This window comes from Thermodesulforhabdaceae bacterium, from assembly GCA_037482015.1.
Lineage (GTDB): Bacteria > Desulfobacterota > Syntrophobacteria > Syntrophobacterales > Thermodesulforhabdaceae > JAOACS01.
Genome location: JBBFKT010000001.1, coordinates 184,745 through 210,540, shown reverse-complemented (window position 1 = coordinate 210,540; position 25,796 = coordinate 184,745). Strand labels below are relative to the sequence as shown.

25 protein-coding genes and 1 pseudogene are annotated in these 25,796 nt (G+C 42.8%); 13 read left to right on the top strand and 13 right to left on the bottom strand.

The window, feature by feature from the left end; translation table 11 throughout:
* Positions 1–162: 162 nt before the first annotated feature.
* Positions 163–822 (top strand): hypothetical protein, encoded by a 660-nt coding sequence (locus WHS38_00930; protein MEJ5299535.1) that lies wholly within the window; start codon positions 163–165, stop codon positions 820–822.
* Between the two features lie 5 nt (positions 823–827).
* Here the strand turns inward: WHS38_00930 and WHS38_00925 are convergent, their stop codons facing one another.
* A complete protein-coding gene (locus WHS38_00925) occupies positions 828–1,013 on the bottom strand; it encodes a transposase (GenBank protein MEJ5299534.1) in 186 nt (61 codons plus the stop codon).
* Between the two features lie 519 nt (positions 1,014–1,532).
* Here WHS38_00925 and WHS38_00920 point away from each other — a divergent pair.
* Both WHS38_00920 and WHS38_00915 read left to right on the top strand, forming a co-directional pair.
* Positions 1,533–3,371, top strand: a complete 1,839-nt coding sequence (locus WHS38_00920; GenBank protein ID MEJ5299533.1) for an acyl-CoA thioesterase/bile acid-CoA:amino acid N-acyltransferase family protein — start codon at positions 1,533–1,535, stop codon at positions 3,369–3,371.
* A 219-nt stretch (positions 3,372–3,590) separates the two neighbouring features.
* Positions 3,591–3,860: a hypothetical protein gene (locus WHS38_00915; GenBank protein ID MEJ5299532.1), complete on the top strand. Its 270-nt coding sequence runs from the start codon at positions 3,591–3,593 to the stop codon at positions 3,858–3,860.
* Between the two features lie 615 nt (positions 3,861–4,475).
* On the opposite strand, the gene WHS38_00910 is transcribed toward WHS38_00915, so the two are convergent.
* The 7 genes and pseudogenes from WHS38_00910 to cas6 form a co-directional block, all read right to left on the bottom strand.
* Positions 4,476–6,722, bottom strand: a complete 2,247-nt coding sequence (locus WHS38_00910) for an AAA family ATPase (protein ID MEJ5299531.1) — start codon at positions 6,720–6,722, stop codon at positions 4,476–4,478.
* A gap of 203 nt (positions 6,723–6,925) precedes the next feature.
* Positions 6,926–8,491, bottom strand: coding sequence for a type III-A CRISPR-associated RAMP protein Csm5 (gene csm5 / locus WHS38_00905; protein MEJ5299530.1), 1,566 nt, complete (start codon positions 8,489–8,491; stop codon positions 6,926–6,928).
* 14 nt (positions 8,492–8,505) lie between these two features.
* The gene (gene csm4 / locus WHS38_00900) at positions 8,506–9,546 is read right to left on the bottom strand and encodes a type III-A CRISPR-associated RAMP protein Csm4 (GenBank protein MEJ5299529.1); all 1,041 of its coding nucleotides are present in this window, start codon (positions 9,544–9,546) and stop codon (positions 8,506–8,508) included.
* A 186-nt stretch (positions 9,547–9,732) separates the two neighbouring features.
* Positions 9,733–10,370 (bottom strand): annotated as a pseudogene (gene csm3 / locus WHS38_00895) (type III-A CRISPR-associated RAMP protein Csm3).
* Positions 10,370–10,777 carry a type III-A CRISPR-associated protein Csm2 gene (gene csm2, locus WHS38_00890; GenBank protein ID MEJ5299528.1) on the bottom strand — a complete coding sequence of 136 codons (408 nt, stop codon included), beginning with the start codon at positions 10,775–10,777 and terminating at the stop codon, positions 10,370–10,372. The pseudogene csm3 and the gene csm2 overlap by 1 nt, the downstream one beginning before the upstream one ends.
* Positions 10,774–13,269 carry a type III-A CRISPR-associated protein Cas10/Csm1 gene (gene cas10 / locus WHS38_00885; GenBank protein ID MEJ5299527.1) on the bottom strand — a complete coding sequence of 832 codons (2,496 nt, stop codon included), beginning with the start codon at positions 13,267–13,269 and terminating at the stop codon, positions 10,774–10,776. Before cas10 ends, csm2 begins: the two co-directional genes overlap by 4 nt.
* Positions 13,269–14,231 (bottom strand): CRISPR system precrRNA processing endoribonuclease RAMP protein Cas6, encoded by a 963-nt coding sequence (gene cas6 / locus WHS38_00880; protein MEJ5299526.1) that lies wholly within the window; start codon positions 14,229–14,231, stop codon positions 13,269–13,271. The genes cas10 and cas6 overlap by 1 nt, the downstream gene beginning before the upstream one ends.
* Positions 14,232–14,590: 359 nt before the next feature.
* On the opposite strand from cas6, the gene WHS38_00875 reads away from it, so the two are divergent.
* On the top strand, positions 14,591–14,797 hold the full coding sequence (locus tag WHS38_00875; protein ID MEJ5299525.1) for a hypothetical protein: 207 nt from the start codon (positions 14,591–14,593) through the stop codon (positions 14,795–14,797).
* Between the two features lie 66 nt (positions 14,798–14,863).
* A complete protein-coding gene (locus WHS38_00870) occupies positions 14,864–15,640 on the top strand; it encodes a methyltransferase domain-containing protein (GenBank protein MEJ5299524.1) in 777 nt (258 codons plus the stop codon).
* Here the strand turns inward: WHS38_00870 and WHS38_00865 are convergent.
* Genes WHS38_00865 through WHS38_00850 form a run of 4 tightly spaced genes read right to left on the bottom strand, consistent with a single transcriptional unit; the run spans position 15,604 to position 17,992 of the window.
* Positions 15,604–15,960 (bottom strand): 4Fe-4S binding protein, encoded by a 357-nt coding sequence (locus WHS38_00865; protein ID MEJ5299523.1) that lies wholly within the window; start codon positions 15,958–15,960, stop codon positions 15,604–15,606. The two genes, WHS38_00870 and WHS38_00865, sit on opposite strands and share 37 nt — an antisense overlap.
* Before the next feature lie 18 nt (positions 15,961–15,978).
* The gene (locus tag WHS38_00860; protein ID MEJ5299522.1) at positions 15,979–16,587 is read right to left on the bottom strand and encodes a 2-oxoacid:acceptor oxidoreductase family protein; all 609 of its coding nucleotides are present in this window, start codon (positions 16,585–16,587) and stop codon (positions 15,979–15,981) included.
* A gap of 22 nt (positions 16,588–16,609) precedes the next feature.
* The gene (locus tag WHS38_00855) at positions 16,610–17,035 is read right to left on the bottom strand and encodes a hypothetical protein (protein ID MEJ5299521.1); all 426 of its coding nucleotides are present in this window, start codon (positions 17,033–17,035) and stop codon (positions 16,610–16,612) included.
* 33 nt (positions 17,036–17,068) lie between these two features.
* The gene (locus WHS38_00850) at positions 17,069–17,992 is read right to left on the bottom strand and encodes an ARMT1-like domain-containing protein (protein MEJ5299520.1); all 924 of its coding nucleotides are present in this window, start codon (positions 17,990–17,992) and stop codon (positions 17,069–17,071) included.
* 92 nt (positions 17,993–18,084) lie between these two features.
* Between WHS38_00850 and WHS38_00845 the strand changes: the two genes are divergently transcribed.
* The 7 genes from WHS38_00845 (at position 18,085) to WHS38_00815 (ending at position 24,036) form a co-directional block, all read left to right on the top strand.
* A complete protein-coding gene (locus WHS38_00845; protein ID MEJ5299519.1) occupies positions 18,085–18,915 on the top strand; it encodes a hypothetical protein in 831 nt (276 codons plus the stop codon).
* 45 nt (positions 18,916–18,960) lie between these two features.
* Positions 18,961–19,866 carry a selenium metabolism-associated LysR family transcriptional regulator gene (locus WHS38_00840; GenBank protein MEJ5299518.1) on the top strand — a complete coding sequence of 302 codons (906 nt, stop codon included), beginning with the start codon at positions 18,961–18,963 and terminating at the stop codon, positions 19,864–19,866.
* Positions 19,867–19,957: 91 nt separating this feature from the next.
* Positions 19,958–21,301, top strand: a complete 1,344-nt coding sequence (locus tag WHS38_00835) for a cytochrome c biogenesis protein ResB (GenBank protein ID MEJ5299517.1) — start codon at positions 19,958–19,960, stop codon at positions 21,299–21,301.
* 48 nt (positions 21,302–21,349) lie between these two features.
* Positions 21,350–22,186: a c-type cytochrome biogenesis protein CcsB gene (gene ccsB / locus WHS38_00830; protein ID MEJ5299516.1), complete on the top strand. Its 837-nt coding sequence runs from the start codon at positions 21,350–21,352 to the stop codon at positions 22,184–22,186.
* Between the two features lie 4 nt (positions 22,187–22,190).
* Entirely contained in the window at positions 22,191–22,589 is a 399-nt protein-coding gene (tatB, locus tag WHS38_00825) for a Sec-independent protein translocase protein TatB (protein ID MEJ5299515.1), read from the top strand.
* On the top strand, positions 22,570–23,355 hold the full coding sequence (gene tatC, locus WHS38_00820; protein ID MEJ5299514.1) for a twin-arginine translocase subunit TatC: 786 nt from the start codon (positions 22,570–22,572) through the stop codon (positions 23,353–23,355). The genes tatB and tatC overlap by 20 nt, the downstream gene beginning before the upstream one ends.
* A 12-nt stretch (positions 23,356–23,367) precedes the next feature.
* On the top strand, positions 23,368–24,036 hold the full coding sequence (locus tag WHS38_00815) for an XTP/dITP diphosphatase (GenBank protein ID MEJ5299513.1): 669 nt from the start codon (positions 23,368–23,370) through the stop codon (positions 24,034–24,036).
* A gap of 181 nt (positions 24,037–24,217) precedes the next feature.
* Here the strand turns inward: WHS38_00815 and WHS38_00810 are convergent, their stop codons facing one another.
* On the bottom strand, positions 24,218–24,769 hold the full coding sequence (locus WHS38_00810) for a hypothetical protein (protein ID MEJ5299512.1): 552 nt from the start codon (positions 24,767–24,769) through the stop codon (positions 24,218–24,220).
* Positions 24,770–25,248: 479 nt separating this feature from the next.
* On the opposite strand from WHS38_00810, the gene WHS38_00805 reads away from it, so the two are divergent.
* Positions 25,249–25,755 carry a cobalamin-dependent protein gene (locus WHS38_00805; protein MEJ5299511.1) on the top strand — a complete coding sequence of 169 codons (507 nt, stop codon included), beginning with the start codon at positions 25,249–25,251 and terminating at the stop codon, positions 25,753–25,755.
* The last annotated feature ends 41 nt before the right edge of the window (positions 25,756–25,796 follow it).

The following is a 25,796-nucleotide window of genomic DNA, read 5'->3' as shown; positions in this document are numbered from 1 at the left end:
GACATCTCATTTCGGATGGCCCCACCGTCCCCGTAGAGCCTTAATAAACCAAGTGAAGCCTCCTGCTGAACATCCCTTGTTATACGCCTGTCAAACAGACACGGTTAGATGCAATGTTGGGATAATGAAGAAACCATCAAAACAAAATCATGGAGTAGAAATATGATTGCAGGCATTGTTGGTATCTTGGTAGCTTTTCTTGTTTTTCTTTTAGTTATCCTGTTCTGGAAGAGAAAGCCCAACCCAACAATTGCTATTCCACTCAGTAACTTTCTGACATCACAGGGATTTACACCTGTAGATTCTTCTGATCCCGTTATTAAATCAATCAGAGATGCTTACAGCCTTACTACTTATGGTATCTTTATAGAACAGGTTTATAGAAGGGTGGGAGATGACCTCACCGTATGCTGGCTTACTGATTCTCACGGCACCACCAACCATCTTGTCGCAGCAATTCCGAAAATGGATAAAAATGGAACATGGGTTATGCTTCATCTTCCTGGCATAAAGGGCATGAGCGGAAATTTTATCCGAAAGCTTTTCGGGTTTTCCCTTTCATCTTCTAATTTAGAAAAAGTGGAGTCAGGCATATCAGGCAAATCAGCCACAAACTGTGAGCTTTATGTTAAGAGTGGTGACCCGATGCCTTTCTTTAGAGATGAGTTTATTAATCTGCTTCCACAATGTGGGAACATCATCCTCCGATCAACAGAATCCATTACTTTAGTTGAGAGGCTTTCAATCCATGTAACAGAAACATGGGAACAGGAGGCAGGAGAACTATTACGAACAGCAAATTTATTGAAAACATGGTTATGATAAAGTCATATAACAAAAGCTGGTATAGATATTGGGGTGATTGATATGCCTTTGTATTTCTGCCTCCATCGATATATGGTGTTAGGACTAATTCCATACTTTCTTGCAATAGAGTTTATAGAACTGCCAGGCAGATCCGCTTCTGCAATGATCTTGATTATCTGGTCAACTGAAAACTTATTAGGTCTCATACATTTCGCCTCCTTATTTATGCCTTTAAAATGCTACATAATTGGTGTCTCATTTTTGGGGAGCAGTTCAATGACCAAAAAAGAACAGGGGAAAAGGCTGGATGGATTGCCGGTTGGGGAGGGGGATTTTTTTGGGTTCTTATCCTGGCAGGCCTATTTTTTTACCGGCAAAAATTTGGGCAAGGTGTCGTGGGGATAGCCTTGACCGGGGCTGCCGTTGTCGCGGTATTGTACTATCCGCCATGGCGGCATCCGTCAACACCATATTGGAAACTAATGCTTGCACCCTATGGCTTATTTTTCATTGCTGCTGCCTGGGCAGTCTGGTCATTTGGTGGCATCGAGGTTATAGGGTTCAACTGGTGGAATTTGCTTTGGCTTCTACCCGCTCTCAGCCCGTTTTGATTTTTGAGCAATAAGAGATGGGCGGAATCAGACACGCAACCAGACACTGCACCGGACAGGGATTCCACTTCGCTCCACCCCCGCCGGTGAGCTTGAACATTGGGAGAAGAAAACATGAAAAAATTCATCATGCGTTATTCCGTCGCTATTCCCCTATTGTGCGTTTTTGTCTTTACTATTACGGATGGCTTGCAGCAAGGATGGTCGAATTGGTTGTCTATGCTTCTGGACAATGCTTTTTTCTATGGGTTGGGGTGCCAGATGCTCGGCTTTGCAATTGGCCACCTTTTTTTCGGTGATGCAATCGCAGAGCATATTGGCTGGGAAAAAGGCAGTCCTTTTCAGTTTGAGGTGGGAATGGCAGCTCTGGCGATCGCCGTTCTGGGCCTTTTAGCCCCATATTATGGAAATGAATTCCAGCTTGCCACAGTCATTATAGCGACCATTTATCTTTGGGGATGCGCTGGGGGCCACATCCGCCATATGGTCAAACACAAGAACTTTGCTCCCGGGAATGCCGGATATGTTTTCTGGTGGGATATTCTATATCCGCTCTTTCTAATTGTTCTTCTTGTATTGCGTCATCTGGCAAAGTCCCTTCCGATCATGGTATTCATTTTTTGTCTATCTGTAGGCTTGCCCGCAACCTGCCTTGCACAAACAGGGGGGAAAGACATGGAGTTAAAACTTGAGGTGTTACCGAAACGAGTACTGATTGGCGACCCGATCCACATAAGAGTCAGCGGCTTGCAGCCCGGACAGACAGGGTCTATTGTAGTGTCCGGGGCCGACCAGTTCGGGAATATCTGGTCCTCGCAGGCATCTTTCAAAGCTGATGGGGCGGGTACAATAGACACATCGCGGGATGCGCCTGTTGAAGGTTCCTATCAGGGGAAGGATCAGGCTGGACTCTTCTGGTCCATGACATGCCAGCAGGCGAGAGAAATGGTTTCTCCCTTTCCCATAATGCCCAGTATCACCATAACCTTGATAGCAAACGGGCAGGAAAAAGTTAGCCAGGTTATTGAGCGCGTATCCCGTGTGGAACTTGACAGCCAGGAGTTGACCGAGCCTATCGTCGGGGTCTTTTTTAGACCGCGGGAGCTCAGCCGGCCCACACCTGCCCTTATTGTTTTAGGTGGCTCTGAGGGCGGGTATAATCAGGGATGGGCAGCAGTTATCGCTTCCAAAACACGCCTTCCGACCCTGGCACTTGCTTACTTTGGTTTCGAAGGCTTGCCTGCTACCTTGGAGAATATCCCTCTGGAAACTATTGAAAAGGCTTTGCAATGGCTGAACCAGCAGCCTTTCGTAGCGAAGGACTGTTTTGGCATTATCGGTGCGTCCCGAGGAGGGGAACTGGCCATTTTATCCGCCTCCATTTTTCACCAGATTAAAGCTGTTGTAGGATATACGCCAAGCGGTGTTATCTGGCAGGGAATTGGCTCCAAACCGGCACCGGCGTGGACATTTAGAGGGCATCCATTTCCGTATCTGTTGTTTTTGACCGATGATGAGTCACAGAGATTATTTCTTGAGGCCAAAGCAAAAGGCACGACTTATTTTACCGAACCTTCATTTCTCTATAGTCTTAAAATGCAGGAGTCTCGTATCCAGAGCGCAACGATTCCCGTGGAGAATTCCAAAGCGGCGTTTTTGTTGATAGGCAACCCTAACGATGGAGTCTGGCCATCTCAGATATTATCCAAGATAACAATTGATCGCCTCAAGGCTCACAATCATCCCCGCTCCTTTGAGATTTTGTCCTACGATCAAGGTGGGCACATGCTGGTCCCGTATCCATATTATCCAACTACCATGCGTAAGTTCTATCTGCCCACAATCCAGGTCTGGGAAGGGCTGGGCGGTACAGCTGAATCAGCTGCAAAAGCTGCATCAGATTCCTGGCCAAAGGTCATAGAATTCATCCTCCGGGAATTGCGGTGTGACTGAGGAGATGTTCCTGTTGTAGGCTTTACATCCTTATAAGGTAGATTTGTTTACAGGGTTATTTCTCATTCCAAGCTATAGGAGTAGGGGTCAGATCTTGCGATATAACAAAAACGGGCTCTATACTTTTAAAAACTCTTTTTCAGTAGTATAAAATATAATAAAAGTTTAGAGGTCAGGTCCTGCAATCTAAAGATCATGTAACATACGATGCTCTAAATCATGGCAAGACCATTACGGATTGAAATTCCAGGTGCCTTTTACCACATAACATCGAGGCAGGTAATAGCTTTGAACCCTGTAAGAGCCGGTCTTGTGAGCAGGCCGGAAGAATGGAACTGGGGTAGTTTCAGGGCACTGGCAGGGCTTGATCCTGGCATTCCTTGTTTAACTGATGACTCGATCCTGCTTCAGTTTGGTAAAGAAAGTAAAATAGCGGAAAAGCGATTCATGGAGTTTGTCCGGGCAGGATTAAAGGTGGAGGCTCCATAGAAAGATATAAAGGGACAAATATACCCTGGCGGCAAAAAATTTATTGAGCAGATAAAAAGTCTGATTAAGAGCAAAAAGGATGAGAGCAAAAGATAGAAAGTGATATTTCAAGATCTGACCCCAGAGCCACAGAGTCACTTGCTGCTAACAAGTCAATGCAGCTTGACCACAAGGCCTGCGGTCTTGTGGTAGCTGATTTCATCGTTAGGCAGAGAGAAGATGGGGCAGGATTATCCGTCCATCGCTTGGTTATTGCTCGCACTCACGTGCGTAATTGGGTATTTAGTTTTGAACCCTCGCACCAGGAGAACATTGCGCTGGGGGCGAACAAGCACAAGTTACCCCATGTCGGTGGTTGGTGCTGTAGTCGTCATTGGGACATTTGGACTGCTTACCGCCACAGCGTTCGGGGTTTTGCCGTTTATCGTTTTTCTCGTATCGCTTCCCCTGCTGCTTGCTGGGGCGCTGTATGACGCATGGCGTGACAGCCGGGCGAGACGGGGTAACACGAAAGGATGACATAAGATGTATGGTCTGATGGCGTATATACAATAGTGCCAAACTAATCTCACACTGGTTCAGTCACATCCCCTACGATAAAAATAGAACACTTCATCAAACAAGCTGGCTTTTCAATCGTTCTTTAAACAAAGAAAAGCGCCTCTGAATAGAAGAGTTCCTAACCGCTATAGCTGTAGCTTTATGAGTTCCCACCAGAACAACCAGTTTTTTCCCTCTAGTAATCGCTGTATAAAGAAGGTTCCTTTGAAGCATAACGTAGTGCTGTGTCACCACAGGAATGATAACAGCCGGATATTCACTTCCCTGTGATTTGTGAACACTTATGGCGTAAGCTAAGGTTAATTCATCAAGTTCAGAAAAATCGTATTTAATTTTTCTTCCGTAGAAATCCACGGTGACTTCCTGATTCTCAAGATCAACAAGCTTTATGATGCCCATGTCACCATTATAAACATCTTTGTCATAGTTATTTTTTGTCTGCATGACCTTATCGTTTACCCGGAATCTTTGCCCTCCCCTTTCTATTTGAAACCCGCGGGGATTGAGCGCATCCTGTAAAAGGCGGTTCAAATTTGACGATCCAAGAACTCCCTTATTCATCGGGGTAATAACTTGAATGTCATGGATGGGCTCAAAACCGAAACCTTTTGGGATGCGATCGCAGTAAAGTCTTACAATCAGACTGGCTATTTCTTCTGGGTTTTCACGATAGATGAAGTAGAAATCGCTTTTCTGCTGTTTTTGATCTTTTACAGAAGGAGTTATTGGCATTTTCCCTTCAATAACTCGGTGTGCATTCACAACTATCTGACTATGCTTCGCCTGACGATGTATAGTTGAAAGTCTCACAACAGTAAAAAGCCCGGATTCAATAAGATCTCGAAGCACGTTGCCTGGCCCAACAGATGGCAATTGATCGACATCTCCAACGAAAACAACAGACATGTTGTTGGGCACAGCTTTAAGAAGATGGTGAAGGAGAGGAAGGTCTATCATTGAAGTTTCATCCAGGATCAGCATATCCCCTTTCAATGGAGAAGATGCATTCTTGAGGAAACCACCTTCTTTAGCCTTGCTTATTTTCCCGTTAGGTTGTTTTTTTTCTGGCAGATCTTCTCTAGAAGCTTTTCCTCTAGGGCTAAACTCTAACAAACGATGAATAGTAGCGGCTCGATTACGAGTAACCTCTTCAAGCCTTTTTGCTGCTCGACCCGTGGGCGAAGCAAGAAGCACACGAAGCCCTAACAAGTTGCAGGCTATGGTGATCGCCTTGACCAGAGTCGTTTTACCGGTGCCGGGTCCTCCCGTGATGATTGTAATCTTGCTGGTAAGTGCTGTAATGAGAGCCTTTCGCTGATCTTCATCCAGCTTAAAAGAAAGCTTTTCTTCTACTCTATCGAAAAAGTCCTGAGGCAACAAAAGGCGAAGCACGTGTTTTCTGAGTTCTAAGAGCCTTTTTGTTGCCATCACCTCGCAAGTATAAAGCCCGGGAAGATATAAAAGAGCCCTCTCGGTCCCGGATTCTTTACTCCAGTCTCGCACGAGACTTTCTCGATGGATCATTTCATTAACAACTGGAATCAGAACCTCCCGCGGGATTTTTAACTGATCCTCTATTATTGAAATAAGCTCGTCCTCCGGAAAACAGGTGTGTCCTCCCTCTGATGCAAGCTTTTGAAGCATATAAAATATGGCTCCCTGAGCTCTCAAGGGAGAATCTTCAGGAATACCAAGCTTTCTCGCTATAGCATCAGCTGTCAGAAAGCCTATCCCGCTTACTTCCATTGCCACTCTATAGGGATTTTCTTTTAGAATTGAAATTGACAGGTCGCCGTAATGTTTAAAGATTCGTGGAGCATAGCCTGTGGGAATATCGTGATCCTGTAAAAACTGCATAAGCTCCCGAATGTCTTTTTGTTCTCTCCATGCTTTCTTGATCTGCTCCAACCGGAAGCTGCCAATACCTTCAACCTCGAGAAGTCTTTCGGGAGTGTTTTCCATCACATCAAAGGTTTGAACGCCGAAACGTTCCACAATCCTTTCTGCAATAACGGGACCTATGCCTTTAATAAGCCCAGAAGCAAGATACTTTCTTATACCCTCATGGCTGGCGGGAAGGAGCGTTCGGTAAGATTCGGCGTATAGCTGCATCCCATGTTGAGGATGGTTACGCCACCTGCCCTTAACTTCTATCGTTTCGCCGGGGTTTATATCCATGAATTTTCCGACAACAACGATGGGTTCTTTACCCCTGGCAGGTAAAATCTTTAACACTGCATAGCCATCATCAGGGCTTCTAAAAGTAATTCTCTCAACTTCTCCTCGAACAGTCTCTAGCATTATTACACCGTTATCTATTAGAAAACCTTACGAATCTTCACTGAATTAGTTTCTCATTTTCTAATTTCAGTCCAACTATTTGTTAAAACTATTTGGAGATATAGAAAAGAATCTTATTAAGATTTCCCCATAAAAATAGATGCCCTCCAAAAATCAGAGGTAAATGATTCTGGAGGGCCCCAGGTAATCTGCAAGCATTAAGATTATTTGTTTATTAACTTTTGAAACCTTGCAATTATTCCCTTTTGCTTGCTTTGAGCTACTATATAAAATTCAGCCACACTCTCTGATTTTGCCGCATCTGGAATTTTACCCTGGTTTTCAATCTCAGCCAGCCTATCATCCCCTTCAAATCTTGCCACCCATTTATCTCCCTCGCGAATTAAAATTCCCTGTCGCGTTTGTCCCTTCTGAACCGGTTTTGAGCTTGTTTGAGCCGAAATCAATTCACGAGAAGAAATCTTTAGACTTGCTGTAATTCCTCTGGCCGAATCTTCAGAAATCTGTTTCTGGATACTATCACCACTTTCACCAGGCGGTAATTCAACTTTCACCGGTGGTTCGACAATCTCCCAATTTTCACCGGATTTACCATAAGAAACTTCCAGCTTCATCCATCCCACAGGAAAACATTGAACATCATTTCTTTGCCATACTCTTCTGCTTTTGGGAGCAGGATCATCCCTTCGGTCTTTACCACAAATGTTTCTAATTTTCTGACGCAGACTCTCATTCCAGAGTAAATCCACCGTTGTTGAAAGCATGCCAGAGCCATAGCCAATTCTTAACCAAGATCCATTCAGGGCATTTTGATACCAGTTCCTTAAAGAACTTGCGGCACTATCGGCAATGTCGCTGCTTTTTTTGACTTTAAAGAACTCAATTTCATGCTTCATAACATCTGTTTGCATTTGAGACACGCACTTGAGCACATCTTTTATACATGTTACTGGCAAAGTTCTATTTTTTTCAGAAAATTTCTGGTAAAGTGCGTAATCCCAGACAATTTCGGTTTCAAAGATCCCGCCCACTACTGCCTCAACCCAGATGACAATCTCGCCATTTCGTGAAGAACCAGTGCTCCAGTAAAAATTCCCTTCTTTCCTCTTACAGAGAACCCTGATGGGAATAACTTTAACTTCTGGCTTTCCTATTGGATAAGCATCCCGAACAATAAGGCATCTAAGAATGTCTTTATTTTGATCATTTACCGGCGAGCCAGCAAGGGTAAAAGATTGTAAAAAACTCTTCTGCATTTCACTGGAAAAGGTCTTTCCTCTTTCCCGGTTGCGAGCTTCTTTGATTTGCTCATCAATCTTTTTTTCCCATGATCCAATGTTATTTTTGACAACGTTATATAAAACTGCAGTTCTCATAACACCTTTTATGGACGTTCCAGGAATGTAAATCCTATTTAATCCGTCCCTGATAAAGGGACGAAATTCTCCCATCTTTGCACTGCCTCCGGGAACAGAGTAGGAAGACAAAGACATGAGGTTCGGCAGATTACTTCCACCTGTATTTTTCTGAATAAACTGCAAGATCCCATCTCGCCTCAAATTCCCCGAAAACGCCTCATTAATAAACTTATCCATAAGATTTTTTTCTATTAGAAATCTTCCCAGTTTCTCTTCATTAACGACGTAAACCTGGTTCTGATAAAAAAAGAATTCCATGGGATACAGGATGCCTAAGCGAGAACCTATAAAAACAGGAGTAATAACAGTTAGTCTAATTCTGGCAACTTCGAAACACTCGCTCGGTTTCATAGTTTTCCTCGTCTTTATAAACGTGGCAAAGGAAACCAAAAGCCCAGCCCGCTTCTGAAGACTTTATGATCAAGTCCCATTGAAGGGCCTATCTGCGGAGTGACATCAACCAGGCAACCCTGGAAAGGCTTCCGAGAAACGGTTCCTTCAGCAAAAAGAAACAGTCGTTTCCGTTTAAGGGTAGTTCCATACCGACCAGAAGAAACGAATCCCCGATTTTCTTCTATAGTCCAGGCAAGCAACTGTTCCGAAAGTGTTGTTATTTCGTCTTTTCGAGGAAAATAGCGTGAAAGTAGAAGGTATCTATCAGAAAAAAGGGTGGTAAATTCAGGTAACAGATTTTCTAATGGCTCGAATCCCTGAAATTCGAAAGAACCGATACCGTATGTTCTTTCGCCTCCCAAGCCCATTTCACCAAGCAAAATGAAGGCATTTTCCAGAAACTTTAAGTGCTTATCATCTTCCACAGTTACCAGTCCGAAAAGTCCTGCACTTTCCACAAACCTCACAATACTGCAATACCATATGGAACTGTTGCAGGTATCGCGATCTAAAGCCACGCGGGGTCTTAATTCTATTACATACCAGCCTGACCTATCATCGGCATTATAAGGTTTTGCTAATGCCATCCCTCTATTCTTAATGTTGCTGAGATCTTTTGCAGAAAGAGGTTCTTTCCCCAGCCACATAATGAGGTCTTTGCTCTCGATATACCGTAGCTTTTTTATATCTTTACCGCTAGATCTAAGATATTCCCGGGCATCTTCAGACAGCGGGGGGTTGTCCAAAGGTTTCGGAAAAGCATAAGCTTGCCTGGCACGACCATTTTCGAAAACAGGTCCATAGGGGAAAAGGCTACTCAGTGTAAGAACTGGTGGATTGCTGGAAAGAGCATTTATAATTTCATCTGCTTTACCAATAACGGCACAGGCATTAACGAGAGCTGAAGTGAGAGAATCGGAACTGAGAACAATTGAACTTTCCTCAAGACCTATACCATGTTGCCCAAAATGGACTCCCCAGGGAAATTTAAGACGGTAAAAGAAAGCCTTCATTGCTTACTCCCCGAAAAATTGGGCTATATGGTCCAGTTCCTGTTCGTTAAGACTGTTGAATGATTTAACTCCGTTTCCAGCCTGACGATAAAACTCAAGGCGGCGAGCCTCAATCTTCCTGATGTTGAACTTAATATGACCATAACCTCTTGATCCATGCCCGCCTAGCGTATCGTCCTCAAGAAGTCGCATAGCGAATTGAAGATTCTTTAGATCTTGCTTCATCTGCTCAAGATCCTCAACATCGTAAATCATTTGAAATTCAAACTCAGATCCTGCAGGAACGCGTTCAAGGTTTCTTGGATTTGCTGCAGAAGTAACACGGTCTATGCTATTTTCAAATTTCCATTCAGTAAAAAGAAGACCTGTATCTATATCTTCAAGCAATTTGCGGGAATCTTTGGTAAGCTTGGCATCCCTAACTTTAAGGCGTGAAGATAATTTTTAGTGCCAGAAGATCCGAAAATACGACATACGGGACAATGGAGAGCGCCGGGGTACTCAAATGTTTTTCCATAGTTCTTGTTTTTCTGACTTCCACTTTCCCATCCATCACATTCATGACGACTTATTCCAGAGCCACCGTCCCGGTTTGGTAATAAATCAGGAGATGCTTTTTCAAGCAGGCTTCGGAGTTTTCCTTTGAGAGAAGACCCGGGAATATACGGCTCCTTTGTTATTGGATCTCTGACAACAGGACCATCTACAGTTCCTATTTCAAGGTTTTCTTTTGACGCACCTATATGAAGACCTGTTATGCATCTAATAGTGCCCTCTATGGCCACTTTTCCCAGAATCTTTCTAGAAGATTTGACCTGTTCCATTAGTCCTTACCTCCGTAGAACTTGTGGTAAGCAAATATAGACTCAACAAACCTAAGAAATATGAAGAAGTTTTCTTTACTATTCGCTGCAGATTTCACAGCGGCATCCAGGAGTTTTGCTAATGGTTTTACCTGATTATGCCTTCCCGCAGCGTAAGCAAGCTTTGGCCTCAGGAGCACAATTTCAGCTTTTATCTTCTCCCACTCCTTATCTTCACCCCTCCTTATGGAACTCTCTATTTTCCTCGCTCCATCAAGAAAACGCCTGATTTGATTAACGCTAACATTCTCTTTTATTCTTCTGCCTACCTCTTCCGCAATTTCTACCAGTCTCTCGATTTTAAGTTTTGATAAGTCTTTAACTTCATTGATGAATCCCGAAAAATCCTCATTATGAGGGCTATTCATGGCTCATCACTCCTCCTTCTAATCATCATAATACAGAGCATCAGTCCTACCTCAACATGCTCCCCGTTTCCTATCTTTGTTGAAAAAACGTAATCCTGTAAGTTCTTTAAGTGTCCTTTCAAATCTTCTGATACTCTGGTGCGACCGAATAAATAGGCAAGTTTTGGGTGTATCCATTTATTTAGATTGCGCCATCTTCTCATGAGATCCAGAAGACGGTAAAGAAATCCCATTGAAAGTCCACCCTCAACAAGACTCATACTACGGCCGGATGAACCAGGCTTCATAAAGGGACTAAGATATGAAATAATCTGCTGAAGAGCTTCAACGTCGCCACCCTTGGGAGACTTCCAGGGGAAAACGTGGTTTTCTGTTATGGCAATAGATTTGCGAGTATCTTCCTGTCCATTTTTTCTGCCGGATTTTGCCTCTCCTTCAGCTCGCCCAGCCAGTTCCGCAAGCCGATAAACAGGATCATGGGAATAACCAAAAACAAAGCCGCCGGAAAGCGTTATAAAGGGATTCGCAGTGAAATCCCTGAAAGCTTTCTGGACATCAAGGGCAGCTTCCAGCACATCAAGCCAGTGCCCTATAAGGAAAAGGTCATCTCCACCGGAGTAAACTATTGAAACGAGTCTATGCGGGCAGGAAGAAGCCGATCGAGGAAAAAGAACCGTTTTGGGAGGATAGTTGTCTCGACCCGAAAGTATTCCATTGAGGTGGTATTTGAAAAACAGACTGAGTCTATAAGAAAGTGTCGCCATAAGACTAAAATTCCTTTCATTTTCAGGAACAGATCTGGAGAAAATCCTTCCAAGATAATCCACGTCCATACGGAGGACGCCCAGGCGTTCCATCCCGTAACTTTTGTCAACCATAGTTTCCAGGTCAGTAATATTTTCATCAGGGGGAATGTAAATTCCTGCTAACAAGGGACGGCTTTTATTATGGCGAAAAGCATTTAGATCCCATTCGTTCAGGTGATAAACTACTGAAGCGCTTGATCCAACATCGTCGCTGTAATCTCCCGATATTTTGTAGAAACTGTTACCTATTTGCAAATCATAAACGGAGACTTCACTATCCCAGCGGTAAATCACTGGTTTGCCTCTAGAACGTGATGCCTTATGTAACTTTTCTCCGAGCAAGAACTGTTCTTTGCATCCTTTACAAACCTTAACTTCTTCAATCACTCCCTCCTTCAAACTCATTAGAGGCACATCTTCACGTCCGCAAACATCGCACTTTGCAGTATAGCAATCCGGGTGAGGCTCTTCAGGCGCAGAGAAAAAGTGATCCAGATATTTCTCCCAGGGTCTCTTTTTTACTGCTTCAAGTTTTTCAGAAAGTCGGCGCCAAATCGGGGAAACGTTTTTTAACTCAGCTTTGCTAAAAGGTTCGTAACAAATGAACAATTCCAGAGATGCAGCGAAATTTTTGCGCAAGAAATCGTTAATATCCCCTGCAACATCTTCAATTCCAGAACGAGCTTTTTTTGTATTCGGGCAAATCAGATAAAAATGACCTCCTCCTGTGAAAACAACATTACACCTGAACAGCTCAAGTTTTTCGAGAAGTTGGTCAACGGTATGTTCAAGAAGAAGTTCCAAAAAGAAGGATCGACCTTTGAGTGATTTCAGCGCTCCTTTAGACGTTATTGTATATATGAAACGCTGAACACCGGAGATGTCACCGCCAACAAGAAGAAAAGGCTTCTCTATATCTTTGACTTGATTTTCGTCGCTTATAATTTCGCTATCGAGAGGCTTATTATTAAAATCTTCGCCATACTTTTCAGAATAATAATCAAGTAGGCAAAGCATAATGGCAGCGGTAGTCCGAGCATTATCAAATAAAGATATATCGACAATCTTTTCTTGATCAGCCCTTCCTATGACGCCAATTGTGCCACTCGAAGGTATGCAACTAGTGTATTTATCAAGCAGATGCAAAACCGCATCGACGTTCATAATAAGATCTCTATTTTTTAAGTGTTCCAGCTCATCCTCAAAAGAGCTCCACAGTTTACGATAATCTTCGGTTTTATTTCCTATTTTATCCTTCGCCGGCACATGCCAGCCAAACTTCAAAACTCCGTCTTGAATAACTGGAAGGGGCAAATATGTCGCATCGGGAAAGGTGGACGGGTCGAGTTCTTGAGGATTACGAACCCGGCTGAACGGATTTAAGAGCCGCAATTCAGCATCCAGGGCATCATTATTCACATCTTCATGCGAAACTGAACCAACACATCTTATGGCTTCAAGAAAAATCGCATGAACATTTAAGTGCCTTAAATTCTTATCTGATTCAGGCTGAAAAAAGGTTCTCAATAGAGCTTCATCGTAGTATTTCCTTAGCCATTGCCATGCCAAATTTTCATGCTTTTCCTTTTCTTCAGGAAAAGCTCTTACACGAAACTGCCAGAGGTTATGTAATAAAGCCATGAGGCAGTATTTAGTTCTTTCACTGAGAATTTGTTCTTTTCCCATCAGACATACTCCCATTCGTAGCGGCCTAAGCCAAAGCCTGTGTTTTTCCCTACATGGAAAATTGTGCCAGCTGACAGGTAAGGTTCAAACAGGGAAGGATCGCCTTCATAAATGACACTACCTATAATGCCGCCAAAAGGCATCTTTTTACCTTGCCTGTGAGAATAACGCCTCCAGTCATACCAGGAGGTATTGTTTTCAACAATTTTCACTTCTCGAGCGATAGGGATGAACTCTTTAGATAAATCGGGAAACTCCATATCTGAATGCACTTTGACTACAAGGCTTATACGCTGCAAAAGATTTCCCACCAATATGTGAAATTCCGGAACATTAACCAGTTCACCTCTGAATTGAAGTCTAAGCGGAGTCATAAAAGTCAATCTAAATCTACCGTTTCCTAGCTTTTGCTTACCTTTACCCAGATCCTGTAGATTCAGAACTTTTTCTGGAAATTTAAAGGTTCCATCGCTGTATATCAATTCAGTGGTTTTGCCATTTTCATCAATAGACCATATTTCGTTAACCTGGAATTTTCCTCGACCTCTGCCGATACCTAACTGCCCCATTTTCTCAACAGCAGCAACAACATAGGGTAACCAGGTTATGGCCTGCCCGAAAACCGTTATACCAAAGGACCAGGTATCGCCAGGCTTAAGTAGGACCTTTGTTTCTTCAACTGGAACATCTAACACAAAGGGATGAGGCGCATGACGAAATCGTAACCCAAGTGAAGAATCAGTCAGCATGGGCGTTTCAAATACGTAAACGTAAATACAAGAAGACTTTATAAGACAATCATCACAGGTTTGCTGTTTTGAAATACAACAGATCTTTTTAAGGGCACCTCCCAGAGTACCTCTCAAAGTGCTACCCGGATAGGGGGGAATTTCCAAGGGTGTGTCGGCCTTTATTTCGATCGCAAGGCGCAGAATTGGAAAATTTTCAGCTTTTGAATCCATAAACCACTCCTAATATGTTTGCTAAACCAATCTACAACCAAAGCCTAATTTCACATTAAAACAAAACAGGATGAACCGGAGTTAACGATCATTATAACTCCACCATAATGGTTATACGGTTCCGAAATTGAAATTTTCAAAATCTTAAAAAAATAATTTTAAAAAATCGGCTCTGCTAAAGCCTTGGGTTCAACATCAGATACTTCAAAGTTTCTCAAGGGCTCATTAATTATTATCCTGGCACACAGTCTTCCCAATTCCCGTTTTCTTTTGACATGCCGCCAATATATGCCTAAAATAAATACGGGTTAGGCACATAGTCATAACAAAAACCAATATGACGAGGTAATTTATCGAGTATGTCTCTTTACATCAAAACGGAAGATTACAAGAAATACGGCATCACAAAAGCTTCCGATCTTAAAACCATTCAGTCGGTAGTTCAACGCGAGTTTAACATCTATCCGCTTTATGTGTCTTTCGTAAATGGAAAGGAATTTATTAGAGTTGATTTTTTGAAACCACGCCGCCGTAAAAAATATTCTCGATGGAATAACAGAAAATAAGATCCTAAACGGTTAAAGATTAAATCTTTTAGATCTTTCTGTCCAAGCTAGGGCAATAGGGGTTTTTTGCTATTTCTCAATAGACCACTTATAAATGTCATGGAAAAAGCTATCAACCCTTTATCGGCCAAAATGTTTTACGAAGAGCTTTATAGCGGCAGGATAAAGCCATCGGTGTCTATAGGGGGCATATCCCGACTAGTTAGACTTGGGTATCGAGAGGATATTCTTTGCAAGCTGTGGGACTTCCCATGGGATCTGGCTTATCCCTGCGGATGTCCCTTAAAATACCTTTCAATCTCTCCGGAAGCTAAAATCCTGGATCTCGGAAGTGGGGTTGGACTAAACGGATTCTATCTTGGGGCACTTCATTTAGACAAAAGCTTTGTAGTTATAAACATCGACATCGCTTTTTCTTCACTCGTTCAGTCCAAGCAATGGATCGAAACAACTGAATCGCTTCATGATGCAGAAGCAAAATTTTTCTGGATCTGCGCAAATGCATCTTCCATTCCCTTCAGGTTGAAAACTTTCGATGTTGTGATGATGAACGGAGTATTCAACATTTGCACGGAGAAAGAAAAACTGCTTGGAGAAGTAGCTCGAGTATTAAAACCAGGCGGAATTCTTCTTATCTCCGACCTGTTTGCTTATAAGGAACTTCCCCATGAAATATCTTCAGAGCAGTCCAGCTGGGTATGGTGCATCGGTGGCGCTATCACAGAGGAAGAACTTAACAGCATCGCGAGAGAAGCAGGTTTCGTCTCCCTAACTTTCCACGAGCAGGATCCTATCGACAATCTTTTTTATCGTGCTACCTGTTCCTTGCAGCTGGATGTCTGAACATTTTTCTCGCCAGTTTCTTCATTTAAATGTTCATCAACCATCCGAATAGCCTTTGCTGGGCATTCTTCTGCGCAGATTCCGCATCCTTTGCAATAATCGTAGTCTATTGTGACGGGAATGGTTCGAGTCACAACTCCCTCGGGACAATAGAGCCAGCAAAGAAAACAAGATGGACGCTGATTTTTGCTTGGTGTGCACAGCGAGTGATCAATAATGGGACGATAGTTTCTCCACGTTCCTGTTTTCCCAGCTTCTCCTTTGCAGAGTCGTCCGTGAGCAAAGATAAAAGGATCAAACTTTTTCAGATCTTCTGACATTTCTTTCTCCTCCCGATTTTATGAATTCACGTCAGGTTCACATCGAAGCCCGCATGGTTTATAAAGCTTTGTGCGATCAAAGGAAAGCCTGGCTCCGTGGATGTTTTTCTCAAGAGCATCACCGTTAAAGAAATGAGAAAATGCTTTCTCTATACTGCTCATAGAGATAAGTTCTGTCGCCCTTGAAACTCCTCCAAGGATTGTCGTGTTGAATAAAACCGTTCCTGCTACCACAAGTTCTGCTTCAATAGCACAATGAAAAGCATCGGTTGTCGCAACATTGAACCGCTCAATAAAATCAAAATCTTCTGGGTTCTTTGGAGAATTGATAATTATAATTCCATCGGATCTGAGACCGGAAGTAACGTCAACAATATCAATAAGGGTCTCATCAAGCACGATCACAATATCAGGTTCGGTTACAAGAGAAAAAGTTCTTATGTGTTTAGGCCCAAATCGATTTGTAGCAATAACTGGTGCTCCTCGACGTTCTGCGCCAAAAAACGGAGCCGCCGTTACTCCTCGGTATCCCTCATAATAGGCTGCTTGAGCAAGGATCATTGCTCCGGTTACTGCTCCGTGTCCCCCTCGACCGTGCCATCGGATTTCTATTTGTGTTCTTACCATTTTAACAATTACCCCCTCCTATTCAGAAAAGCTGTGCGGGCTGAGGTCCCTTTATATGATAATGTTCTATGTCCGGTCTAAGGAAAAAGGTGCTTTCCTTAACCTTTTTTTCAAGCGGATGAGTGGTGAAAATGATTTTTCGTTCTGAATCAAAGGCAGAAAGACTTTTAACGGCATTAAGGGTCACTAATTCATCCACACAGATAGCTAATAGTATTTTCTTAGGATCAGCCTTATCAACAACGATTATGTCCACAGGGCGATCGGAAACTCTTGGTGGAAAATAGTCGGCAATAACATCCAATCCTTTCGATGCCATGTAAGAATAAAGCTTGCACTGAAGAGTTCTCTTTATAGTCTGGTCTTTTCTGTAAAAAGATGGGATAGATTCCCAAGTTGAAACAAACATCCTGATGATTTCTTCTATGTCTTTGAATATTTCATCCATATCGTTTTTCCCTTTTTAACCCCACGCCAAGTTTTATCGGGACCATTTCATCAATTCGTCTAAAGAACTTTTCCAGCATGCCACAAAATCACCGATTGATAACCCAATGGTGTCAGCAACTGTAGGACACTTGGCTTCAAAAAGGAAAAAGATCCGCTCATCCTGGAATTTACCAAGTGTTTCAAAGTGACCCATGCCCTTTGCCAAAATAACATCGGCCCTATCATAGATGTTTCTGAAATCTGCCGACACCCGATTATAATCCAACCCCACCGAATCAATTCCAGTACTGATAACTCGTATTCCCATTTCATCAAGTCTATCTTTAAGCCCCTCACGAACTAGATCTTCTACGCTGAGATCGTTCTGCACGGGAGCGGCTTTTACGGCGTAGAAGATATTCAGTCCGCGAGATACAAGGCTTCCAAGAACCGGCATATCAAAATAAACCTCCCCGGCATTGTCCGCAAGCACAATGATGCAGGAAACGTCCCCCTTTATAATTCTTTCCACAAGCGAAGAAATATTGTTACAAGCAATTCTCGGAACTCTTTGCAAGGACAATTCAAGCTCATCCGGGTCTCTAAAGAAGTCTATGCTGTTTCCCATAAGAGCGTAAACTATCAAATCGTCAAGCCGATCGCTCTTTGGAGGATATTTTTTAACTAGTTCCCTAGCTGTTGCCATTTCCTTAACTTTGCGCAACCTGAAAGGATCGTCATTTTTGCAAATTTGCTTAATTATTGGATGAAAGTGGTTGGCAATTTGAGCGGGAGTTATTGAAGGAATTGCTCGGAATTCCTGAATAACCTGATAGGCGGCTATTGAAGCTTGTTTACGGATAGATTCGTCCTGAGTGGCTTCTTTTACGGTAAGCTCTACAAGCCTTTCAAGGCATCCGACGCAAAATGCAGGAATAGAAGTCTTCCAAAGCTTTTTAGTATCATGCAAATTCATATTGCATTCTTCTCAATCCTTATGGAAATTTTCCATCGATCTACTTCAAAAAATCGGCTTAAGGGATAACAAATTCTAAAGCGAAGAACAACATGGAAAGCAAATTTCCTTATCATCTTTGTCAACCGGACGGTAAAAAATCCTGCGCCGCCTGTTGCGGCATCTACAACTTTCGCCGAAACAACAGAGAAGATGTGACAAAAAGACTTCGGGAAAACACGGCTTCTATCATCACCCTGAGCCATTCCAATCCTAATGGGAATGCTTTGGAAAGTTATTCCGAAAGGTCTCGAAATATCTACAACGGATCTGATAAGCTGTTCACTACTATCTTCAATTGCGAATTTGCTGGGTTTATAGATAAATATCAACAAAAAGTTGGGTGTCTTCTTCATCCATCCCAACATTTTGGAAAGGACCTAAGAGACTACAGCTTTTACGGAGCAGAACTCTGCGAAAATCATTACTGCCTTTCCTACTTCTACCTTACAGCCGTCGAACAGCGGTTAGTTATAGAAACTGTTGAAGATTGGTATCTCTACGGTTTAACCATAACAGACATAGATTTAGTAAAAGGTGTTTTTACGGTTCTTTCAGACCTGGTCGGGGAAGCCATTGATCCTCTCGTAGTAGCCCAACACGAAAACCTAAAGCGAATAATTCAGTCCTTCTGGAACCTAAAGCTATCATGGCCCTTCCGACTTCAAAATACAGACAGCTTCGGAAAATATATTTTCAAAGGCGAAGAATATTTCGAAATAGAAATCCCCTACTCCAGCTTCAATCGAAACAAATCTCCCTATCACAGAATATTTTTAAGCCTGGGTTCAAACTTTCAGAATGCCGAAGACTTGGAAAAGGCAGAGGAAATTGTATCCAAACTCTGTTTCCTCTTTGCCAAGGCTTATGATAAGGCCAGGTGAAGTGCAAAGAGTGGATAAATTACAAAATGAAGGAGGAAGCAACCCATGAACCTTGATTTGCATCGTCTGGAAGTCTTGTGCAAAGTTATTGAAACCGGAAGCTTTACAAAGGCGGGAGAGATGATGTTCCTGTCTCAACCCACAGTTAGTGAGCACATACGTTATCTTGAAGAAACCGTGGGAGAGAAGCTCATCAACCGCACAGGTCGGGAAGTTACTCCAACTCAAGCAGGTATGATTTTATACGAATACGCTAGAAAGATGCTTGATTTACGCCGTAGAGCTATCCAGGCTCTCGAACACTTCCGAGGAGCACTTTCAGGAAACCTTCTAATTGGGGCAAGCACCATACCGGGAACTTACATTTTGCCAGGAATCGTTGGCAGGTTTCACAATGCCTTTCCGTCAATTTCTACAACAATTTCCATCTCAGGATCAAAAAACATTGTAAACATGCTTCTTGAAGGGCGCATCGAAGTGGGCTTCACAGGGGCAATCTGGCAGGATGTTCGTCTAGAATGGCAAGAAATATGGAAAGACACCCTGGTTCTTGCAGTTCATCCGTCCAGTTCTTTCGTAAAAAAAGGCTCCATCAAGTTAGAAGAACTCAAGGAGATTGACCTTATACTTCGCGAAGAGGGTTCCGGCACAAGAAAAGTAACAGAAGAAGCGCTGGATAAAGTCGATATAGACATTGAAAAGCTCCGAATAGTTGCTGAACTTGGAAGCACAGAAGCAGTTCGACAAGGCATCAAGGCCGGTATTGGGGCGTCTATCATTTCATATCGGGCGGTTGCAGAAGACGTGGAGCGAGGTTCTATTGCTATAGTGGATGTTGAAGGACTACACATTGAGCGTCCTTTCTACATCGTAACCCATAAAAAGCGTCACCTTTCTCCAATAGCAAAAACCTTCAAAGAATTCGTTTTCTCAAGCAATTCATCCACGTGAGACAAAGAATTTTGTTGCTATCGTGCATGGCAAAGTCATAAAAGATATTCTTCTGAAAAGTTGAAACAGGGGAAAGGGGATAGAATCTTTCATGAAGCAGATTTTGAACAGTTGCTATCGCTTTCTGACATCTCTTCGGTGTGCCGTAATAATCCTGCTTTTGCTTGCAGTAGCATCCATTCTTGGAACTCTTCTTCCTCAGGGTATGACAGAAGAAGGAATCTTGGCTCTCTACGGAGAAACATCCTTAAAAGCCCGAGTAATTATTCTGCTCGGGCTTACTGATCTTTATCATTCCTTATGGTTCCAGGCCCTTATCGGAATTCTCGCTGTTAACATATCTCTTTGCACCGCCGAGCGCTTTCCAAAAACTCTTAAACTTTGGAGCCACGAAGATAAAGACCTTCATCCCGAAAGGCTAAGAAAATTTAGTAACTTCTCAGAATTTACCAGCCAGAAAAATCTCGACGAAGTCACATCTCAACTGAAAAATTTTTTCAATATCAACCGCTGGAAAACGCTAAAGGAGATCAATCGAGAGCAAAGATGGGCTGGGGTCTTTACTAAAGGCCAAGTTTTTTTGTTTTCCGTTTATGGCGTCCATGCTTCCGTCCTTTTAATTTTAATTGGAGCTTTTGCAGGATCCGTTCTCGGCTTTAAGGGCACAATGGCTATCCTTGAAGGTGATTCAACCAGCGTTGTAAATCTCTTGCGTAAAGACAAAATAATGATACTTCCCTTTGAAATACGGTGCGACAGATTTTACATACAGTTCTACCCGGATGGAACGCCAAGCGAATATGTTTCCGAAGTGACCATTCTTGAAGATGGGAAAGAAGTCAGGAAAGCGGCTATTAAAGTCAATGATCCTCTTACCTACCGAGATGTCAGTTTTTACCAGGCTACGTATGGAACTATCATCAAGCGAGCTATTGTTAACTTCACTGATGAAAGAACTAACGAGGAGATAAAACTTGAACTAACCACAGAAAGCGAAGAAGTCATTCCTGGCAAAAATGCAGTTGTTCAGCTTATGGATTATCGAGAAGAATTTGGAGGATTTGGACCTGCTATAGCAATAGGAATGCTTGAAGAAGGAAAAGAGCCTCAAGCAAGCTGGATTCTAGTAAAACATCCAAACTTTCATGGTAACCGAATCGGAGATTACAGAGTGGCCGTCCTGGACGTTGAACCAACATATTATACAGGCTTACAGGTAAAGCGAGACCCAGGTGTGTGGCTTGTGCTGATAGGTTTCTTAGGGTTGGTGGTTTTCATTCTGGCAACATTTTATGGAAGGGCCACAAAGGTCTGGTGCGTCGTGGAGGAGACAGGGAACAGCACGAAAATTCATGTTGCTATGAAAAGCAACAAAAGCGGTTTGACTGATGAAAATTTTTCAAATTTTTGTATCGGCATTGAAAAAATCCTATAATAAGCGAGATAGAGTTCTTCAGAGCCGAACGGGGAGATGAAACACGTTATGAATAGTTCCTTCATCTTGAGCCTTACAACTTATGGGTGGCTTATTTGTAGCATCCTTTACATGGGACTGCTGGTCTTCAGACGCATTTTTTTTGGAAAGCTTGCCGTAATTGGATCTATCATAGTGCTGATTGCCCAGTTAGCAGGCATGATGCTCAGATGGAAGGAATCCTACGATTTAGGTATTGGTCATATCCCTCTTTCAAACCTTTATGAATCTCTTGTTTTTGGCTCATGGTCGATTATGTTCGTGTATCTCCTGTTTTTACGCAAATGGCGGATAATCGAAATCGGAATTATTCCTTCTTTACTGGCTTTTCTCGCAATGGCCTATGCATCTTTTTCACCTAACGTGGAAAGCCGCATACAACCGCTTATACCGGCTCTCAAAAGCAACTGGCTTACTGCTCATGTAATTACCTGCTTTCTCGGCTACGCTGCCTTTGCGGTCTCCTTCGGTGCAAGTATGGCATATATTGTCAAAACAAAATACGAAGATCGTGGGCTTTTCAAATTTATTCCGGATGCAAAAAACCTAGATAAGTTCAACCACCAGGTCATCATTTTTGGTTTTCTATGGCTAACAATAGGAATTCTTACAGGAGCCGTCTGGGCTAATAGCGCATGGGGAAGCTACTGGAGCTGGGACCCTAAGGAAACATGGTCTCTTATAACCTGGCTCGTTTATGCCGCTATCCTTCACGCTCGCTCTCTTCAAAACTGGTCCAGCCGCAGGATAGCCATCCTTTCAGTTGTTGGGTTCGGTTGTGTGCTCTTCACATACTTCGGGGTTAACTTTTGGCTAAGCGGTCTCCACTCTTACGGATCGAGGTAACCCCATGTTTGATATAGGCTTTCAAGAGATCATAGTAATACTTTTGGTAGCTCTTATAGTTGTGGGACCGAAGAATCTGCCCCAGGTCGGGCGAGCTCTTGGTAGAGCCTTTGCCGAATTTCGAAGAGCTATGGCTGAGGTCAAAGACGCTGTTGAGTCTAACGAAGTGGTGAAGGAATTTAAGGAAGAATACGAAAAAGCTCGAAGTGGCATTAGAAAGATCCCGGAAGAATACACTGAAGCCCATCAGGCTAAACAGGATGATTCAAAAGAAAAACCCGGGGACAATCAAGGTTCTGAAGAAAAACGAAAGACTCTCCCGGTTCAAGAAGGCGCTTTGCCTTCAGCGCAGAATGGCAAAAAATTAGAAGAAACTGAGAAAAATGTCAGTAAAGAAACCTGAAGATAAGACCCCCTTTTTAGAACATCTGGAAGAACTTAGAATTCGCCTTATCCGATGCTTCCTGGCAATAGGTGTAGGTTTTATTATTTGCTATTCCTTCAAAGAACAAATTCTTAAAATACTCGTCCTTCCTCTATTAAAAGCTCTTCCATCCGAACATTCCCAGCATCTCATCTATACCGCCCCACAGGAAGCTTTTCTAGTTTACATGAAGGTATCTTTTATCGCCGGTATATTTCTGGCTATGCCGGTCATAGTCTTTGAATTCTGGCGATTTGTAGCTCCTGGGCTATACGAACATGAGAAAAAATACCTCTTCCCGATTGTTATGGTTTCGATATTTTTCTTCGCAAGCGGTGTAGCCTTTGCTTATTTCGTGGCTCTACCTTTTGGCTTTATGTTTTTTACTTCTTTTGCTTCAGAATACGTCATGCCCTTCATTTCAACTCGAGAATTCCTCTCTTTTACAATGAAGCTTCTCTTCTCCTTTGGACTCATATTCGAACTTCCTGTAATCGTCTTCTTCATGGCAAGATTGGGAATAATCCAGAGCGAAATACTTAAACGATACCGTCGCTATGCCGTTCTAATCATCTTCATTGTCGCTGCCATTATTACGCCGCCGGATGCCTTTTCCCAGATCATAACGGCGATTCCTCTTCTGGTCTTATACGAACTGAGTGTGTGGGTTGCACATGCTTTTGGCAAAAAACCGCCACAAGAAAAAGCATCGAGTGAGGAAACACCAGTCAAAAAAGATAACTGATGGAGAAACGCCATGAAAGAACCGATCATTCTTGTTGTAGCCACAAGAAATCAAGGAAAGACAAGGGAAATTAGATCGCTTCTGAAAGACTTTCCTGTCGAACTGAAAGATCTAAACGATTTTGGACCCATCCCTGAACCAGTTGAAGATGGATCAACCTTTGAAGAAAACGCATACAAAAAGGCGTCGTTTACTGCAAAGGTTCTGGGACTTCCGGCTTTAGCAGATGACTCCGGTTTAGAAGTGGAAGCTCTTGGTGGAGCACCCGGTGTGTGGTCCGCCCGCTATGCAGGTCCCAATGCAACCGACGAGGAAAACAACCGCAAGTTACTGATGGAAATGGCCGGCGTAAAAAATCGTAGGGCAAGATTCTGCTGTGTAATTTCAATCGCTGTGCCCACGGGTTTTGCTCTAACCTACGAAGGATACTGCGAAGGTGAAATACTTGAAGAACCTCGAGGAACCCAGGGATTCGGCTATGATCCTCTTTTTTTCTATCCACCCCTTGGAAAAACTTTTGCTGAAATGACAATAGAAGAAAAGAGTTCAGTAAGCCATCGAGGGAGAGCACTGAGAGAACTTCAAAAAGAATTTGACAAAGTGCTTATCTGGATCCGCCAGCGGCTGGAAGAAGAACGCCGTATGCTCGGATACGGGCACGAAGAAAAACACAATTGTTAAGATGTGGTAGAGGGCGTTTGGCGGTTGTCATTGGAGGGACGGCGTCCTCGCCGTCCGTTTTTCTGTTTTTAACAATTCGCTTTGTTTTTCGTTCATATCGAAAAATTACCTTCATATGACCACGGAGAACCATAAAACTTACAATGCATCGGTCACTATGGAATAAACTGGGGAATTACTTTTAGCGTTGCTGAATAGCACATAGCCGAATCAGTGATGCACCTACAGAGAGAATACGATCTCCGGACTCTGTGGAAAATAGAAAGACTCTGCCTTTCGGATGAGAAGAAAATATACCCAGAGAGGACCACTGTATTTCGGAGACGACCTCACCCCGAGCGTTTACAACACAACCGTTTTGAGGCCCTACAATAAAGGGATTGGCAAATTTCACCTGACCTGCAATCTCACCGTGTCTGTCCAGAACCTTCCAGGTTCTAACCCCGAAGAATCCTGCCATCTTTATTGTCCAGAGAAGGCTCCCGCCGGCAAAGATTTCGTAGCTTTGTCTGAAAAGCCCAGCATCCCTTTTCATTATCACTTCCATGGTATCATCGGCACTGTTCCACTCCAGCCAGAGCTCCATAGCCGAGCGGAACTTTGTAAAGTGCACCAGCCAGCTCGTTGTGGGAATCTCTCTGATTTCCCATAAAAGAGAGCCTTGAGGTGAATAAACCAGCACTTGCAGACGACTGAGGCAGCCACTCAGACATTCGATTTTTAGCTCTTCCATTAATCTAACTCCTCTACCTGCTACTCTCTTGATTTTCTTCTAGCCTTATATTTTTTGTTATTGAGATTCATCTTGTAAAAAGAATTCTGCACTAGATCTCAAGAGGCAAAAAGCAAATTCATGGCTATTTATCATAAATCTCAGGTGATTTTTCAAATATAGCCTCTTTTTATCTGTATCTGAAGGTGTCCCAAAATCCCCTCACGAATATCTATAGATACCAGTCTAGATTCTGACTTTTTAAGATCAAGGTGTCTCATCACAAAATTAACTCTTAAACATATTTGTTAATTATCAACATGATACGCAATAAACATGATGCAACCGTCTGAAACTGAAGCGGTTCGCTACAACACCTAGCAAGTTCTCTAACTGGTTTAACTTGATATGAAAAACATTATGGTATACTTTCAATGAACTCAAGCAAGTTTTAGTAAAAGAGTAAAAACTTTAGCTAGAACGTCATCGAGAAGGATCTGATGAACAGAGCCTATTTCTTAGAAGCTGTCAGGGAAAAGCTGGAGATTTGGGAAAAAAGCGGCATTCCACCCAGGTGGAGTTTACTTGAAGAACTGAAGAAACTGCAGAGTCTCAGGATTTCTCTGGGGTTAAGTTCTATCTGTGAAAATCCACCCAGACTTATAACCGCTACTCTGGATGATGGTTGGGGACTGGGAATTGAAGTAATACATATGGCTTGCAATGCTTTGGGCATTCCCTATAATTTTCTCGGGTTAATGAAGACCCCAGAAGAAATTGTAGATGCCTGTGCATCAGATCCACCGGACATCGTTGGCGTCACGGTAATTCAGGAAGATTCAGCGGAAGAACTCCTGCGTCTTAGACGGCTTCTACAGCCAAATATCTTAATTCTTGCAGGAGGTCCCGGCTTGAAAGATCCAGCAGAAATCTCTCATGAAAACAATTTGATAATCGTAAAAAATGTGTCTCATTTCATCAGGATGATTATTGACGTAACCATATAGAGCAAAGCAAAAAACAATAAGGCAATGAAAATCTTGGTCTC

Bases quoted from the DNA above. Each gene is read 5' to 3' on its own strand.
- WHS38_00930 (MEJ5299535.1), top strand. From the start codon at position 163: ATGATTGCAGGCATTGTTGGTATCTTGGTAGCTTTTCTTGTTTTTCTT.
- WHS38_00925 (MEJ5299534.1), bottom strand. From the start codon at position 1,013: ATGAGACCTAATAAGTTTTCAGTTGACCAGATAATCAAGATCATTGCA.
- WHS38_00920 (MEJ5299533.1), top strand. From the start codon at position 1,533: ATGAAAAAATTCATCATGCGTTATTCCGTCGCTATTCCCCTATTGTGC.
- WHS38_00915 (MEJ5299532.1), top strand. From the start codon at position 3,591: ATGGCAAGACCATTACGGATTGAAATTCCAGGTGCCTTTTACCACATA.
- WHS38_00910 (MEJ5299531.1), bottom strand. From the start codon at position 6,722: ATGCTAGAGACTGTTCGAGGAGAAGTTGAGAGAATTACTTTTAGAAGC.
- csm5 (MEJ5299530.1), bottom strand. From the start codon at position 8,491: ATGAAACCGAGCGAGTGTTTCGAAGTTGCCAGAATTAGACTAACTGTT.
- csm4 (MEJ5299529.1), bottom strand. From the start codon at position 9,546: ATGAAGGCTTTCTTTTACCGTCTTAAATTTCCCTGGGGAGTCCATTTT.
- csm2 (MEJ5299528.1), bottom strand. From the start codon at position 10,777: ATGAATAGCCCTCATAATGAGGATTTTTCGGGATTCATCAATGAAGTT.
- cas10 (MEJ5299527.1), bottom strand. From the start codon at position 13,269: ATGGGAAAAGAACAAATTCTCAGTGAAAGAACTAAATACTGCCTCATG.
- cas6 (MEJ5299526.1), bottom strand. From the start codon at position 14,231: ATGGATTCAAAAGCTGAAAATTTTCCAATTCTGCGCCTTGCGATCGAA.
- WHS38_00875 (MEJ5299525.1), top strand. From the start codon at position 14,591: ATGTCTCTTTACATCAAAACGGAAGATTACAAGAAATACGGCATCACA.
- WHS38_00865 (MEJ5299523.1), bottom strand. From the start codon at position 15,960: ATGTCAGAAGATCTGAAAAAGTTTGATCCTTTTATCTTTGCTCACGGA.
- WHS38_00860 (MEJ5299522.1), bottom strand. From the start codon at position 16,587: ATGGTAAGAACACAAATAGAAATCCGATGGCACGGTCGAGGGGGACAC.
- WHS38_00855 (MEJ5299521.1), bottom strand. From the start codon at position 17,035: ATGGATGAAATATTCAAAGACATAGAAGAAATCATCAGGATGTTTGTT.
- WHS38_00850 (MEJ5299520.1), bottom strand. From the start codon at position 17,992: ATGAATTTGCATGATACTAAAAAGCTTTGGAAGACTTCTATTCCTGCA.
- WHS38_00845 (MEJ5299519.1), top strand. From the start codon at position 18,085: ATGGAAAGCAAATTTCCTTATCATCTTTGTCAACCGGACGGTAAAAAA.
- WHS38_00840 (MEJ5299518.1), top strand. From the start codon at position 18,961: ATGAACCTTGATTTGCATCGTCTGGAAGTCTTGTGCAAAGTTATTGAA.
- WHS38_00835 (MEJ5299517.1), top strand. From the start codon at position 19,958: ATGAAGCAGATTTTGAACAGTTGCTATCGCTTTCTGACATCTCTTCGG.
- ccsB (MEJ5299516.1), top strand. From the start codon at position 21,350: ATGAATAGTTCCTTCATCTTGAGCCTTACAACTTATGGGTGGCTTATT.
- tatB (MEJ5299515.1), top strand. From the start codon at position 22,191: ATGTTTGATATAGGCTTTCAAGAGATCATAGTAATACTTTTGGTAGCT.
- tatC (MEJ5299514.1), top strand. From the start codon at position 22,570: ATGTCAGTAAAGAAACCTGAAGATAAGACCCCCTTTTTAGAACATCTG.
- WHS38_00815 (MEJ5299513.1), top strand. From the start codon at position 23,368: ATGAAAGAACCGATCATTCTTGTTGTAGCCACAAGAAATCAAGGAAAG.
- WHS38_00810 (MEJ5299512.1), bottom strand. From the start codon at position 24,769: ATGGAAGAGCTAAAAATCGAATGTCTGAGTGGCTGCCTCAGTCGTCTG.
- WHS38_00805 (MEJ5299511.1), top strand. From the start codon at position 25,249: ATGAACAGAGCCTATTTCTTAGAAGCTGTCAGGGAAAAGCTGGAGATT.